This is a genomic window from Streptomyces sp. NPDC054961, from assembly GCF_053609145.1.
In genome coordinates, this window is record NZ_JBSGWY010000012.1 from 55,234 (window position 1) to 69,404 (window position 14,171).

The 14,171-nt window shown below is 73.6% G+C and carries 12 protein-coding genes and 1 tRNA gene; 1 reads left to right on the top strand and 12 read right to left on the bottom strand.

Features of this window, described 5'->3' with window-relative positions; genetic code table 11:
• Positions 1 to 6: 6 nt before the first annotated feature.
• From ACWF9Z_RS13995 to ACWF9Z_RS14005, 3 genes are all read right to left on the bottom strand, one after another.
• The gene (locus tag ACWF9Z_RS13995) at positions 7 to 621 is read right to left on the bottom strand and encodes a lytic polysaccharide monooxygenase auxiliary activity family 9 protein (protein ID WP_453601570.1); all 615 of its coding nucleotides are present in this window, start codon (positions 619 to 621) and stop codon (positions 7 to 9) included.
• A 260-nt stretch (positions 622 to 881) separates the two neighbouring features.
• Positions 882 to 3,554 (bottom strand): SPFH domain-containing protein, encoded by a 2,673-nt coding sequence (locus ACWF9Z_RS14000; RefSeq protein ID WP_453601572.1) that lies wholly within the window; start codon positions 3,552 to 3,554, stop codon positions 882 to 884.
• A 14-nt stretch (positions 3,555 to 3,568) separates the two neighbouring features.
• The gene (locus ACWF9Z_RS14005) at positions 3,569 to 4,969 is read right to left on the bottom strand and encodes a peptidoglycan-binding protein (RefSeq protein WP_453601817.1); all 1,401 of its coding nucleotides are present in this window, start codon (positions 4,967 to 4,969) and stop codon (positions 3,569 to 3,571) included.
• Between the two features lie 236 nt (positions 4,970 to 5,205).
• Between ACWF9Z_RS14005 and ACWF9Z_RS14010 the strand changes: the two genes are divergently transcribed.
• Positions 5,206 to 5,279, top strand: a tRNA-Lys gene (locus ACWF9Z_RS14010).
• Between the two features lie 89 nt (positions 5,280 to 5,368).
• Here ACWF9Z_RS14010 and ACWF9Z_RS14015 read toward each other — a convergent pair.
• From ACWF9Z_RS14015 to ACWF9Z_RS14055, 9 genes are all read right to left on the bottom strand, one after another.
• A complete protein-coding gene (locus tag ACWF9Z_RS14015; protein ID WP_453601574.1) occupies positions 5,369 to 6,031 on the bottom strand; it encodes a class F sortase in 663 nt (220 codons plus the stop codon).
• Between the two features lie 7 nt (positions 6,032 to 6,038).
• Complete coding sequence (locus ACWF9Z_RS14020) at positions 6,039 to 6,704, bottom strand: hypothetical protein (RefSeq protein ID WP_453601577.1); 666 nt, start codon at positions 6,702 to 6,704, stop codon at positions 6,039 to 6,041.
• A 105-nt stretch (positions 6,705 to 6,809) separates the two neighbouring features.
• A complete protein-coding gene (locus ACWF9Z_RS14025; protein ID WP_453601579.1) occupies positions 6,810 to 7,589 on the bottom strand; it encodes an HAD-IIA family hydrolase in 780 nt (259 codons plus the stop codon).
• Between the two features lie 117 nt (positions 7,590 to 7,706).
• Positions 7,707 to 9,236, bottom strand: a complete 1,530-nt coding sequence (locus ACWF9Z_RS14030) for an alkaline phosphatase family protein (RefSeq protein WP_453601582.1) — start codon at positions 9,234 to 9,236, stop codon at positions 7,707 to 7,709.
• A gap of 164 nt (positions 9,237 to 9,400) precedes the next feature.
• Positions 9,401 to 10,477 carry a 2-aminoethylphosphonate ABC transporter substrate-binding protein gene (locus ACWF9Z_RS14035; RefSeq protein WP_453601585.1) on the bottom strand — a complete coding sequence of 359 codons (1,077 nt, stop codon included), beginning with the start codon at positions 10,475 to 10,477 and terminating at the stop codon, positions 9,401 to 9,403.
• An 82-nt stretch (positions 10,478 to 10,559) separates the two neighbouring features.
• Positions 10,560 to 11,357, bottom strand: coding sequence for an ABC transporter permease (locus tag ACWF9Z_RS14040; RefSeq protein WP_453601588.1), 798 nt, complete (start codon positions 11,355 to 11,357; stop codon positions 10,560 to 10,562).
• On the bottom strand, positions 11,344 to 12,330 hold the full coding sequence (locus tag ACWF9Z_RS14045) for a 2-aminoethylphosphonate ABC transporter permease subunit (RefSeq protein ID WP_453601591.1): 987 nt from the start codon (positions 12,328 to 12,330) through the stop codon (positions 11,344 to 11,346). The genes ACWF9Z_RS14040 and ACWF9Z_RS14045 overlap by 14 nt, the downstream gene beginning before the upstream one ends.
• On the bottom strand, positions 12,323 to 13,372 hold the full coding sequence (locus ACWF9Z_RS14050) for an ABC transporter ATP-binding protein (protein ID WP_453601594.1): 1,050 nt from the start codon (positions 13,370 to 13,372) through the stop codon (positions 12,323 to 12,325). The genes ACWF9Z_RS14045 and ACWF9Z_RS14050 overlap by 8 nt, the downstream gene beginning before the upstream one ends.
• Positions 13,369 to 14,169 (bottom strand): phosphonatase-like hydrolase, encoded by an 801-nt coding sequence (locus ACWF9Z_RS14055; RefSeq protein ID WP_453601597.1) that lies wholly within the window; start codon positions 14,167 to 14,169, stop codon positions 13,369 to 13,371. The genes ACWF9Z_RS14050 and ACWF9Z_RS14055 overlap by 4 nt, the downstream gene beginning before the upstream one ends.
• Positions 14,170 to 14,171 lie beyond the last annotated feature (2 nt).

Consider the following 14,171-nt stretch of genomic DNA (forward strand, 5'->3'; position numbering starts at 1 on the left):
GTACTGTCAGAATTGAACGTCGGAGCAGGAGTAGAAGGCGTTCGCGGTGTCGTTGACCGTCCAGACGGCGAGGATCAGGTGCCGGCCGCTCTTGCCGCTCGGCATGGTGCCCTGGTGGACGGTGGTCATCGCCGGGCGGGCGCCGTTGTAGGCGACCGTGAGGAAGGGCTGCGGGTCGAGGTCGGCGCGGGTCAGGGGCTTGGCGGGGTTCCAGCCGTTCTTGGTGACGTAGTACCGGAAGTCCGTGGTCGAGTGGTTCGCGGTGAACTGCCAGCGGAAGCTGTAGCTCTGGCCGCTGGCCACCGGGGTGGCGGGCCAGGTTCCGCCGCGCGGGTCGTCGAGCTGGGCGAACTCGGCGTGGTTGGCCGAACATATGTGGCCGTCGGCGGGACCGGCCGCGGGGAAGCCCTTGAGGCCCTCGACGCTCTGGGGCTCCCACTGGATGGGCCCGCAGTCGGCGACGGTCTTGTTGGCGCAGAGCTTCTGGCGGCTGATGGGGGTGTCGGTGTAGCCGTGACTGCTCGCGGTGGGGGCCGTGACGAGCGCGAGGGCCGTGGCGACGCCGAGGCCCACCGCGGTGGCGGCGGCTTTCCGGGATCCGGGCATGCGGAAGGAACGCATGATGCTCCTTGGACGTGGGGGGAGGTTCGGCGAGAGCGCGCGCACGCGTGGGGATGAGCCGTACCGGTGGTGGCGGCACGGCTCGTTCGCGACTCTCATGACGGGTTAGGTCTAGACCAAGTACCACAGTATTGACGGGAGTTGGCCATGTCCAGACCAACGGAAGAACGGGTGGCCCGGTCCCACCGGATCCACCCGTTCTCTTGCGCGCCCGTAGCTCCTGGAGCGCCCGTAGCGCCTGGAGGCCGTGCGCGGGGGCGCTACTCCGCCCGGCCCGTGTAGAAGGCGACGGTCAGGTCCTTCACCAGCGCCTTGCGCTCGTAGTCGTCGAGCTCCACGAGCCCGCGCGAGGTCAGCCGGTGGACGGTGTCGTCGACGGCGTCCACCACCGAGGTCAGGACCGTGTCCCGGTGCTTGGCGTCGATCGCCGCGACCCTGCGCCGCCGCATCGCCTCCGCGACCTCGGGTGCGTACTCGATCCGGGTCGGCTGCGCCGAGAACACCTCCACCCCGACGGCCTCGGTCTCCGCCGCCAGCATCCGGGTCAGCGCGTCACCGACGGCCTCCGCGTCGCGCAGGGTCGGAGCGTCGTCGTGGAAGGCGTCGGCGGGCAGCTGGGACAGGACGCGGGCCATGGCCGATTCGACTTGCTCGGCGAGGTAGTCCACGTGGTCGGCGACGGCCAGGGTCGCGCGGGCGGTGTCCTTCACCTGCCAGACGACCTGGACGACCACCTGGAGGGCGAGCCCGCCGGAGTCGACGGCGGGCATCGGGTCGCTGCGCCAGTGCCGGAGCCGGACGTCGACCCGGCGGCGCAGCAGGAGCGGACTGATCCAGGTCAGCCCGGAGCGCCGGACGGTGCCGCGGTAGCGGCCGAAGAGGGTCAGCACCCAGGCGTGCCCGGCGCGGCCGCGGCCCAGACCGCCGAGCGCGAGGAGCGCGACGATGCCGAGGAAGGCGAGCGGGGGCCAGAACCGGGCCTGGAGGCCGCGGTAGGGCCGGGTTTCCACGCCGAAGGCGAAGGCGAGGGAGTCGGGGACGGCCCCGGCCCGCCAGAGCACGGCCGTGCAGCCGGCGAGCGCGAGCCCGCCGACGGCCACGCCGATCCAGCCGGGCAGCACCGGCCCGCGGTGCTCGCGCAGCCGGTCGTCACCCCGGGGCACGCGGCGGCCCGGGGAGGGACGGGCCGCGGCCGGGACCCGGCGGGAGGCGGCGGGCTGGGTCCGGCCCCGCGACCGGGCTTGACCCGGACCCGGGGCCTGGCCGCGGCTCTGGCCGTGGTCGTGGCCCTGGCCGTAGCCGTGGCCGAGGAACTGGGCATGCGGCTCGGCCTGTGCCCGTTCCTGTACCTGCGACTGCGACTGCGACTGCGACTGCGACTGCGACTGCGACTGCGACAGGTGCGGCTGGGTGGCGCCCAGGAACGGCAGGTGCACCGGCACCTCGCTCACCGCGACCCCGCGCACCGCACCGACGCGGGGCAGGTCCTGCGTATCGGCCTCCTCCATCCGCGCCACGGCCCGCGCGACCGCCTCCACGATGCCGGGATCGGGACCGGGACCGGGCACGATGCCCCCACCGGCCGGGTCCCCCTCGGTGGGAGCGTGAGCGGGTGCCCGCACGGACGCGGGCTCCGGCCGGAACAGGTCCTGCGGCCCGGCCGGGGCCGTGGGGGCGGGCGCGAACGGCTCCCCGGCGCCGCCGCACGCGGCAGCGGCCGGAACCCGTGGCGAAGGCTCCCGGACATCAGCCGGCCCGGCAGCGGCCGGCGCGATCGCCGACGCCGCGCGCCCAGCGGCGCGCTCGGCAGCGGTCAGCGCGGAAACCGGCAGCTCCCGCACAGCGGCGGGCTCGGCCCCCACGGGTGCGGTCGCCGCGGGCTCGGCCGCCGCGGGTGCGGTCCGCTCCCCCGGGCCGGCCGGCGCGGCAGCGGCCGGCGCGGGCACCGACGGCTCCCGCGCGTCGGCCGGTTCGCCCTCGGGGAGCGCCTGCCGGAAGGCTCCATCGAGCACCGGGACACGGACCGCCCCGGCCGAAGGACCGTCCGCCATGGCGGATTCACCCGGGGAGCCGTACCCGTACCCGGCGACGGGGTCCGGACGGTACTCGTCCCACCCGGCCGGTCCGGCTCCCGGGGCAGGCGGCCGGGGCCCCTCGCCGGCGAGGAGTGCCACGCCCGCCGCGGGCTGCTCCCGCGTCGGCGCGGACACCGGCCGGGCGTCGTCCTGCCGGTGCGGGCGGGCGGTCTCGGCCTCGAGGTTCCGCGGGCGCGGGGCGGCGGGTGCGGCGTGCGTCTCCTCCGCCTGGGGGTGCGGGATGTCCACCCCCGCCTCGGCCCGGGCCCGCGCCACCGGTACGTCGCCGCCCGCGGGCTCCTGCGCCCGGGCGGGCCGCCCCGGCGGGTTCTCGCCGTCGGCCGAGGCCCCGGCCATCGCGGGCACGGCTTCCCGTAGGAAGTCGAGACCGTCCGCGGCCGGGGGAGCCTCGCGGACCGCCCGGCCGGACGCGACGGCCCCGGGTCCCGGCGCCTGCGTGTGCGTGTGCGCCTCGGGCCAGGCCGCTCCGGTCGCGGCGGCCAGGGGTTCCGGAGACTGTCCCGGCACCTCGGGCATCGCCCGGCCCGCGGCGAGGACCCCGGCTTCCGGAACCGGGACGGGAGCCGGGCCATGAGCCGGTCCCGCGGCCCCGACCAGGAGCGGCTCCAGGAACGGGTCCGCGAGCGGATCCAGGAGCCGGTCCAGGAACGGGTCCGCGAGCTGCTCGGGGAGCGGGTCCGCGAGCGGGTCGAAGAGCGGGTCCACGGCCCGCGCCCGGGCCGCCGAATGCGCCGGGGCGGCGACCGGGGCCGTGTCCGGGCCGGTGGCCGTGGCCGGAGCCGTGGGCGCCGTCGGGTGGAAGGTGCCCGTGGTCGATGTCGTGCGCGTGGGGTACATCGTTGCCTCCCTCGTCATGCGAACAGCCGGCGCCAGGTTTCCGGGCCCGGATAGCCGTCGGCCTCGGCTCCGCGCCAGCCCTGGGCGCGCTGGAAGGCCTCGACGTTGCGGCGGTCGGCCTCGCTCCAGCGGGAGCCCGGGCCGGCCGTGTAGGACGCGCCGAAGCCCTTCTGCACCAGCCGGCGGCCGAGGGCGGCGATGGACGGGTGGGACACCCCTGGGCGGAAGGTCGCCTTGCCGGGGTAGGCGGGCTTGCCGGCCGGCCCCGGAGCGCCGGCCTGCGTCGGCGGGTTCGGTGCGCCGGCCTTCGTCGGCGGGTTCGGTGCGGCGCCCTGCGTCGGCGGGATGTCCTTGCCCTGGTGCTGGGCGAGCAGCCGCCAGGTGTGCGCGCCCGGGATGCCGTCGGCGTCCGCGCCGGTCCAGCCCTGGGCGCGCTGGAAGGCCTGGGTCGCCTGCCGGTCGGCGTCGGTCCACCGCGTGCTGACGCCCCGCGGGTAGAAGCGGAAGCCGCCCCGGTCGGACAGCATCCGCCCGAGCTGGGCGACGTACGCGTTGTCCGCGCCCGGCCCGAACTTCGACGCCCCGGGGAAGGTGGCCGACACCGCCGGGGTGCCGCCCGGAGCCGGCCCGTCGGCGACCGGGGTCCCGGGCACGACGGCGCCCTTCACCCCGTTGAAGCGGTACGGGAGGTACTTGGTCGCGTTGCTCCAGTAGCCGTAGGGCGTGGCCTGGCGGCGCGTCGTGGGCTTCGTCTGCTCGTAGGCGATGTAGTACGTCCGCGACTCGTCCCCCCATCCGCCGAAGAGCACGACGTGCGAGCCCTTGTTGGGGTCGGCCGGATTGTGGAAGAGCAGCATGTCCCCCGGCAGCAGCTCTTCCTTCGTGATCCGGGTGGCGAACTTGTCGAGGCTGCCGGTCCATTCGTTCGTACCGAGGTTCCAGGCCATCGAGACGTAGCCCGAGCAGTCCTGCCGGTAGCCGTCCGCCCAGTACTCGGACATGCTGTACGGGACCTGCGCGTCCAGCCACAGCTTCGCCCGGTTGATGATCGTCGCCCGGTCGGTCCGCTTCACCGCCGAGGGCGCTCCCGGCCGGCCCGCCGGCTTCGCGGGCGTGCCCTGCTTGCCTCCATGCAGCGGCCCCCGGCTGCCCTGGGGCTGCCCCGGGTCGTCCAGCGACACCGTGCCGCCGGGGCCCGGCCCGCCCGCCGCGACCGCCGATCCCGCGCCGCCGCCGAGGACCACCCCCGCGGCGGTGGCCAGGACCAGCGCGCGGCGGGCGCCGCGCGCGGCCGGATGGCCGCCGTCGCGCAGCGGTATGGCCCGGGCACGGGCGAGCCCGCGGCGGCGCTGGGCGCAGCCCCGGCACGGGCAGTCGCCGGCGGGCTCGTACTCCTCGAAGGCGGCCATCGGCATGGCCGGGAATGCCGGCGTCACTTCGTCCACGTGCGTCGGAGGCTGCATCGTCATGCGGTTCCGTCACTCCCTGTTCGTCCGCTGGCGGCCGGGACCGCATCTGGCGAGGCGTCAGATCCGGGTGACCCAGACATATGGTGCACGACAAAACCCCTAAACATGGGTTAATCGGACAGCGCGGGCGCGGCTTGTCACGAGCACCCCTACAGGTGGGGTAGAGTTTTCCCTGTCACCAAGCGCCGCTAGCTCAGTTGGTTAGAGCAGCTGACTCTTAATCAGCGGGTCCGGGGTTCGAGTCCCTGGCGGCGCACAGACGGAAGAAGCCCCCCGCAGCGAAAGCTGCGGGGGGCTTCTTCGTTTCCGTCCGCGGCGGGGCGGACCGCCCGTCCCGGACGGGGTCTACGCCGCCGTTCCCGGCCGGATCCCGGCGCCCGTCAGGTACGCCGACACGACCACGTTCGCCGAGTACTGCTTGGCCGCCTTGTCGTACGAGCCGCCGCAGGTGACGAGCCTCAGCTCCGCCCGGCCCTTCACCCGGGGGCCGTACGCCTTGGCCGGGTCGAAGCCCGCGCGCTCGTGGACCCGTACGTCCTCGATCGTGAACTCCGCGACCGAGCCGTCCGCCCGCACCACGCGGATCTTGTCGCCCGGCTTCGCCGAGCTCAGGCCGTAGAACACCGCCGGCTTCGACTGCGTGTCCACGTGGCCGACCATCAGCGCGGTCCCGGCCGTGCCGGGCTGTGCGCCGCCGCGCCACCAGCCCACCGTGCCGGGGTTCCCGTAGGGGGGCGGCTCGATCGCTCCCTGTGCGTCCAGGTCCCGGGTGATCACCGGGGCCTGGATGCCTATGGACGGCACGTCGACCCGCGCGGGCGGGGCCGGCCCCAGCGGGACGTGCGCCGAGGGCATCCCCGGGGCCGCCGGCCCACCGGCCTGACCGGGCAGCGCCCCGGGTACCCCGGTGATCTCGCGGCCCCACAGCCACAGCCCGAGCACCAGCACCGACCAGGCGGCGAAGGTCAGCAGCCGGGAGCCGCCGGAGCCCTTCGGCTCCCCGTTCACCCGCCGCTCACCCGCCGCTGCGGCGGCGGCGCAGGCTCAGCGCCCGGCCGGCGACCGCCAGGCTGGCCACGGCGGCCAGGACGGCGCCGATCACCGTCTGCGGCAGCCCGGGGCCGTCGCCCCCGTGGCTCTTCTTCGTCGCCGCGGCCAGCTGCGCCGCGTCGGCGGCCCGGGCCACGTCGGCGGCCTTGGACTGCTCCGCCGCGTTCGTCCTGGACTTCGCGGCGATCTCCTCGGACATGCCTCCGCCGCCCGCGTGAACCGGCCAGACCGGCGTGTGGTGGGGGTCGGGGTGGTGCTCCCGGCGGCGCTCGATCTCGATCGAGCCCCACTCGCGGTCGCCGTGGCCCCCGCACTTGACCCTGATGTCGTGGCGGCCGGGCTCGGCCCAGGAGCGGATCATCGCGTCGCCCCACAGGGTGTGCCGGTCGTCGCGCCCCGTGGACAGCCGTACCTCGGAGACGAAGACGGAGGACTGGGCGATGGCCCAGTCGTCGTCACAGCCCCGGACGCGCAGTTTGACCTGCGCCCCGGGCTCGGCCGGATTGGGGTCGGCCGAGACGCTGCCGCGGTTCCCCTCCTCCGCGAGGGCGATGGGTGCGGCCACGGCGGAAAGGGCCGACAGGGCGACGGCCACCCCGGTGACACGGAGAGCGATCAGATCGGTGCGCATGGTGAACCTCCTCATCAAGGAGATTCACGCGCGACGCGCCGCTCCGCATCCGGAGCGGCGCTCTCTTGGCCCGTACGAGTCAGCCGTACGCCCTCATCGGAGGCCTCAGACGAGGTCGACGAGGTCCGCGATGGAGTCGAACGTCATCGTCGGCCGGTACGGGAACTTCTCGGTGTCCTCGGTGGAGGTCAGACCGGTCAGGACGAGGAAGGTCTGCATGCCCGCCTCCAGCCCGGCCAGGATGTCGGTGTCCATCCGGTCGCCGATCATCGCGCTGGTGTGCGAGTGCGCGCCGATGGCGTTCAGGCCGGTCCGCATCATCAGCGGGTTGGGCTTTCCGGCGAAGTAGGGCTTCTTGCCGGTCGCCTTGGTGATCAGCGCGGCGACCGCGCCCGTGGCGGGCAGCGGGCCCTCGGTGGAGGGGCCGGTCTCGTCCGGGTTGGTGCAGATGAAGCGGGCGCCCCCGTTGATCAGGCGGACCGCCTTGGTCATGGCCTCGAAGCTGTACGTCCGGGTCTCGCCGAGGACCACGTAGTCCGGCTCGTGGTCGGTCAGGACGTAGCCGATGTCGTGCAGGGCGGTGGTCAGGCCGGCCTCGCCGATGACGTACGCGGTGCCGCCGGGACGCTGGTCGTCGAGGAACTTCGCGGTGGCGAGCGCCGAGGTCCAGATGTTCTCGACCGGGACGTCCAGACCCATCCGGCTGAGCCGGGCCTGCAGGTCGCGCGGCGTGTAGATCGAGTTGTTGGTCAGCACCAGGAAGGGCTTGCCGGACTCGCGCAGCCGGTTGATGAAGGCGGCGGCGCCGGGGATCGGGGTGCCCTCGTGGATGAGGACCCCGTCCATGTCGGTGAGCCAGGATTCGATCGGCTTGCGCTCTGCCACTGGACTGTTCTCCGCTCTCGGTGGCGTCTGACCACGGTGACCTCTGGTCTCTACCACCCTATCCGGGCCGGACCGCGGACGGGCGGGGCGTCCACGGCCCGGACCGGAGGGCACGGATCAGCCCAGGTGGACGTTGTCGACGGTCCAGTACCAGTTGTTGCTGCCGCTGTAGCGGAAGCGGACCTGGACGTCGGTGGCGCCGGCCGGAACCTGGAGCGCGATCGATTCGGACTGGGCGACCGCGTCGGCGGTGTAGCTCTTGGCGACCGTCGGCGCACCGCCGTTGTAGGAGACCAGGACCTGGGCGCTCTGGCCGGCCTCGTGGCGGTAGTGCGTCTGGAAGGTCAGGTTCCTCGTGGTGCCCGCGGTGACCGCCCACTGGGGGGTGATCAGGGTGGAGTCGTAGGAGCCGGTGTGGCTCTTGTCGTCCCACTCGTCGGAGTCGGCGACGGCGAACACGTCACGGGAGCGGACGTTCAGCTCCCGCCACTGGTCGCGCTGCGACTGGCTCCAGAACTCGTCCGTCGCGAAGGCCCAGCCGGCCCACTCGGAGACACCGCCGGTGCCCATCCTGGAGTTGTCGACCGACCAGCCGGCCGGCGGGGCGTGCGTGAACCCCTTGGTGGCGGCCGGGATGCCCGTCTCGTCCACGCGCGCCCGGAGGCCCGGGCGCAGGGTGTCGAAGGCGTCGCCGTCGTCCGGGGCGTCCAGCGGGATGCCGTCGACGGCGGAGCCGGCCGGGACACCGACCTGGGCGAGCGCGGTCGCCGCGACGTCGACGAGCCTGACGTCGCTGCGTACCGAACCGGCGGGAATGCCCGCGCCCTTGGCGATGACGAAGGTGCCGCGCTCCTGGATGCCGGAGCCGCCGTGACCGCCCGGGTCGGTGTGACCGTGGTCGGTGGTGACCAGGATCTTCCAGTTCTCCTGGCCGTAGGTGGGGCGCGACTGGACGGCGGTCAGGAGCTGGCCGACCAGCTTGTCCACGCGGGCGATGGCGTTCAGGTACTCCTGGCTCGCGGCGCCGGAGGTGTGGCCCGCGTGGTCGATCTCGCCGAGGTAGACGAAGGCGGCGTCGGGGTTCTGGTCGCGCAGCTCCGCGGAGGCGGCCGCGGCGATCTTCGGGTCCTCGCTGCCGTAACCGTCGCGGTCGCCCTTGAGGTTGAGCCTCTTGTCGACCTTGGCGGAGAAGACCGGGCCGTTCTGGTCGGTGGAGGTGACCGGCTCCCAGTCGGCGGCCGCGTACGTGTTGAGCGCCGGCCTGGCGTTCTCGATGCGGGTGAGGAAGTCCGGGTGGGCCGTGTAGTTCTTGCCGGTGAAGGAGTTGTCCTTCACCCCGTGCTTGTCGGGCCAGACACCGGTGGCGATGGTGGACCAGCCGGGGCCCGAGGAGGTGGCGGCCATCGGGTTCGCGTACAGGGTGCTGCGGGCGGTCAGGCCCTGGGCCATCAGGCCGTTCAGATGAGGGGCGTCGGCGGCCTTGACGCGGTCCAGGACCGTGCCGTCGATACCGATGACGAGCACCTTGTTCGTGACCGCGGCGGCGGTTTCTCCGGCCGTCGCGGCGTGAGCGCCGAGGCCGGTGGCGAGCAGGGCGGTGGCGGTGGCCGCCACGGCGAGGGTCCGTCCGGACAGGACAGTGGGCACGTACTCCTCCGGGAGTAGTCGTGGGGAAGGCGCGGGGCGCGTGCGGGCGTACGGGCGTACGGGCGTACGGGCGTACGGCGGGGCCGGACCGAGGACGAGGGTTCGGTCCAGACCCGTTATCTCGGTGTCACTGTCCCGGTCGTGGGTGGCCGGGAGGCTACCGGTCAGCTTCCGGTGGCCGACTTCCACGCGTCGACGTAGCCGGTGAGGTTCTTGTCGATGTCGGACCAGTCCGGCTCGAAGACCTCGACTCCGCCCATGAGCCTGGTGAGTTCGACGGCGTTGGCATCGGTGGGCTGGACGTCCGTGCGCGCCGGGAAGCCGCCGCCGACCCCGCTGACCAGCTTCTGCGCGTCCTCGCTGAGCAGGTAGTCGAGGAGCTTCTTGCCGTTCTCGGCGTGCGGGGCCTTGTCGAGAAGGCCCGCCGCGTACGGGAGGGCGAAGGTGGTGGGCTTGCCGCCGTCCTTGGCGGGGAACCAGATGCCCAGGTTCGGCATGGACTTGGACTGCGCGAAGTTCATCTGGACGTCGCCGTTGGCGACGAGCAGCTCGCCCTTGTCCGTCTTGGGCGCGAGCTTGCTGGTGGAGGAGGACGGGCCGACGTTGTTGGCCTGGAGCTTCTTGAGGTACTCCATCGCCGGCTCCTTGCCGCCGAAGTCGTGCATCGACTTGACGAGCACGGCGGTGCCGTCGCCGGCCACTCCCGGGGTGGAGTACTGGAGCTTGCCCTTGTACGTGGCGTCCAGCAGCTCTTCCCAGGTCTTGGGGGCCGCGGGCAGCTCCTTCTTGTTGTAGACGAAGCCGAAGTAGTTGTTGACGACCGAGGTCCACGTGCCGTCGGCGGACTTGTTCGCGCCGTTGACCTTGTCGGCGCCCTGCGGCGCGTACGCCTGGAGGAGGCCCTTGCCGCCGGCCTGCTGGATGAAGGGCGGCAGCGTGATCAGTACGTCGGCCTGCGTGTTGGTCTTCTCGCGGACGGCGCGCTGGACCATCTCGCCCGAGCCGCCCTCGACGTACCGGACCTCGATGCCGGTCTTCTTCGTGAAGTCGGCGAATACCTTGTCGTACCAGCCGTCGCCCTTGTCGCCCTTGAGGCCGTCGGCGCTGTAGACGGTGACGGTCTTCTGCGCGCCGTCCTTGGAGCCGACGGCGGCGGACCCTCCGCAGGCGGTGAGGCCGGCGGCCAGTGCGAGGCTGCCGGTGACGGCGGCGGTGACGCGCGGGAGCGTGAATCTGGGCATGGCACTTCCTTACGGGAAAAGGGAGTCGGCGGGGCCTTGCGGACGTGCGGGGGCGGTGCCAGGGGGTGGTGCGGTCACGGCGCTAGCGGTACGCGGCCCTGGTGCGGACGCGCGAGACGGCGAGCAGGACGAGCAGGGTGGTGGCCATGAGGACCACGGCGACGGCGGAGCCGCTGAAGAGCGCACCGCGGTCGGTGGCGGTGAACACGCGGACGGGCAGGGGCATCCAGTCCGGCGGGTAGAGCATCATCGTGGCGCTCAGCTCCCCCATGGACAGGGCGAAGCAGAGCCCGGCGGCCGCGGTGAGGGACGGCAGCAGGAGCGGGAGCCTGACCCGCCACAGCACGTACGCGGGGCGGGCGCCCAGGGAGGCCGCCGCCTGCTCGTACGCGGGATCGAGACGCGCCAGGGCGGCCGAGACCGACTGGTGGGCGAAGGCGGTGACGAGGATCGTGTGCGCCAGGATCACGATCGAGCCGGTGCCGTTCAGGAGCAGCGGCGGCTTGCTGAAGGCGACGAGCACGGCGAGGCCGACGACCACGGACGGCACGGCGACCGGCAGCACGAACAGCGCGTCCAGGGCGCGCCGGGCGCGCCGGCCCAGCCGCGCCGCGGCGAGCGCGGCCCAGGTGCCGACGGTGAGCGCGAGCAGGCTGGCGGCCACGGCGGTGACCAGCGAGGTCGTCAGCGCCCGGAGGGATTCGCCCCGCACCGCGGCGGCGTAGTTCTCGGTGGTCGGGCCCGAGGGGAAGGCCCCGGACCAGTGGGTGGAGAAGGACGCGGCCACGACCACGAGGAGCGGCAGGGCGAAGAGGGGCAGGAAGAGGAGGCCGAAGAGGACCCAGGCGGCCCACCGGCCGGTCCTGCTATGCACCAGCACGCTTGCTCACCACCCGGTAGAGGCCGAACAGGCCGACGGAGATCGCGATGTTGACGACGGCGACCACACAGGCGGCCGCGTAGTCGGATTCGAGGATCGCCTTGCCGTAGACGAGCGTCGGGAGGGTGGTGACGCCCTTGGCTCCGGTGAACAGGACGATCCCGAACTCGTTGAGGCACATGACGAGGACCAGACTGCCGCCGGCCGCGAGGGCCGGCAGGGACTCGGGGAGGATCACCCGCCGGACGACGCGGGCGGGCCTCGCTCCGAGCGAGGAGGCCACTTCCAGCTGGGCGGTGTCCAGTTGGGAGAAGGAGGCCAGCAGCGGGCGCATCACGAAGGGCGTGAAGTAGGTGATCTCCGCGAGGAGGACGCCCCACGGGGTGGCCAGGAAGTGGAACGGTCCGTCCCCCGCCCCGAAGACCTCGCTCCACAGGCCGTTGGCCATGCCGACCGTGCCGTAGAGGAAGAGGAGGGCGAGGGTGATGAGGAAGGAGGGGAAGGAGAGGAAGACGTCGATGAACTTGGCGACGGCGCGCGCCCCGGGGAACGGGACGAAGGCGATGACCAGCGCGAGCGCGAAACCGAGGACGAGACAGCCGATGGTGGCTCCGACGGCCAGCCACACCGTGGTGCCGAGGGCTTCGCGGAAGGAGTGCGAGGCGAAGACGGAGGCGTAGGCGTCGAAGGCCCCGCCGCCGTTCTCGGGGCGCAGGGACTGCTGGACGACCAGCGCGAGCGGGTAGAGGAAGACCACGGCGAGCACGGCCACGGGAGGAATCGCCCAGAGGAAGCCGGGCACGGTACGGGGCGCCCGTGCGGCCCGCGCCGCGAAGCCGTCGGGGGCTCCGGCCGGGGGACCGGGCTCGCCCGGGGCAGGGCTCCGTACCGGCTGGTGGGACGGTGCCGGAGCTTCGGGGTCCGGCGCCGCGGCCGCCCGCGGGGGTGTGCGGCGCTCCGTGGCCTCAGCCATCGGACACCCCCGCGGAGAGCAGGACCGCGTCGCGCGGCTCGAAGTGCAGGGTGACGCGGTCGCCGAGGGCCGGGGTCTCCCGGAGTTCGGGCAGGTCCGCCGTGACGCGGTGGCCCTCGATGTCGACGTGGAGCCGGTGGGTCGAGCCGCGCCACTGGACCTCGGTGATCGTCCCGCTGAGCGCGTTGGGGCCGGCGCCGAGGCCGAGCAGGTGCGGGCGTACGCACAGGGTCGCGCGCGCGCCGACGGCCGCGCGGCCCGGGTCGAGCGCGAGGGGGTGACCGGCGAAGACCGCGCCCGTGGCGGCCACGGTGACGGGCAGCAGGTTGGCGTTGCCGACGAAGGAGGCGGTGAACTCGGTGCGCGGGGCCCGGTAGAGCTCCTGCGGGGTGCCGCAGTCCTGGAGGCGGGACCGGTCCATGACGGCGATCCGGTCGGCCAGGGTCAGCGCCTCGACCTGGTCGTGGGTGACGTAGAGGATCGACACGTCGGGCAGTTCGCGGTGCAGCCGGGCCAGTTCGGCGAGCATCCCGGACCGCAGCTGCGCGTCGAGCGCGGACAGCGGCTCGTCCAGCAGCAGCACCCCGGGGCGGATGGCGAGCGCGCGGGCGATGGCCACGCGCTGCTGCTGTCCGCCGGAGAGCTCGCGGGGGTAGCGCCGGGCGTAGGCCTCCATCCCGGTCATCTCCAGGGCCTCGGCGACCCGGCCGGGGATCTCGGCCTTGGGTGTCTTCCGCGCCTTGAGGCCGAAGGCGACGTTGTCCGCGACGCGCATGTGCGGGAAGAGCGCGTACTGCTGGACGACCATGCCGATGCCGCGCTGGTGGGGCGGGAGCCCGGTGACGTCCCGGCCGCCGATCAGCACCCGGCCCGACAGGGGCCGGACGAATCCGGCGACGGCCCGCAGCGCGGTGGTCTTGCCGGATCCGGAGGGTCCGAGCAGCGCCATGACCTCGCCGGGCTCGACGGTCAGGTCGAGCCGGTCCAGGACGGTGTGGCCGCCGTAGGCGACGCAGACGGAGTCGAAGCGGATGCCGCTCACGCGCCGGGCTCCTGCTCGCGCCGCGTCGGGTGCGGCTCCTGCGCGTGGTCCTGCGGGTGGTCCTGCCGGTCGAGCAGCGCGGGGAGTTCGGCGACGGAGCCGAGGACGTGGGTGGCTCCGTGGGAGCGCAGGGCCTCGCGGTCGTGGGCGCCGGTGAGGACGCCCGCCACGATCCCGGCTCCGGAGCGGACGCCGCTGAGCATGTCGTACGCCGTGTCACCGGCGACCACGGTCTCGCGCACGTCGGCCACGGCTCCGGTGCGCAGGAAGGCGGTCAGCACCATGTCCGGGTAGGGGCGGCCGCGGCCGCCCGCGTCGGCGGGGCACAGGGTGAGGTCGGCCAGGCCCTGCCAGCCGAGGGCGTCGAGGAGGGCGTCCTGGGTGGCGCGGGCGAAGCCGGTGGTCAGGACGACGGTGCGGCCTTGCGCGCGGAGCTCCTCGATGGCCTCGCGGGCGCCGGGGACCGGGGCGACGAGGCCGCCGTCGACGAGCTCTCCGTAGGCCTCCTCGAAGGCGGAGTTGGCGCGCTGGGCGAGGTCCTCGGCGCCGAACAGGTGGCGGAAGACGGAGATCTTCGACTCGCCCATGGTGGCGCGGACGTACTGGAGCTTCGCGCCGTGGTCGGCGCTGCCCGGCTCGACCCCGAGGCGCTCGGCGGCGCGCTCGAAGGCGCGCTCGACGAGGCCGCCGTCGGCGACGGTGGTGCCGGCCATGTCGAGGACGACCAGCTTGCCGGGGGCGGCGGGGGTGTGGGGGGTGGGGGGATTGTGGGGCGCGTGGGGGGTGTTGTCGGTCATCG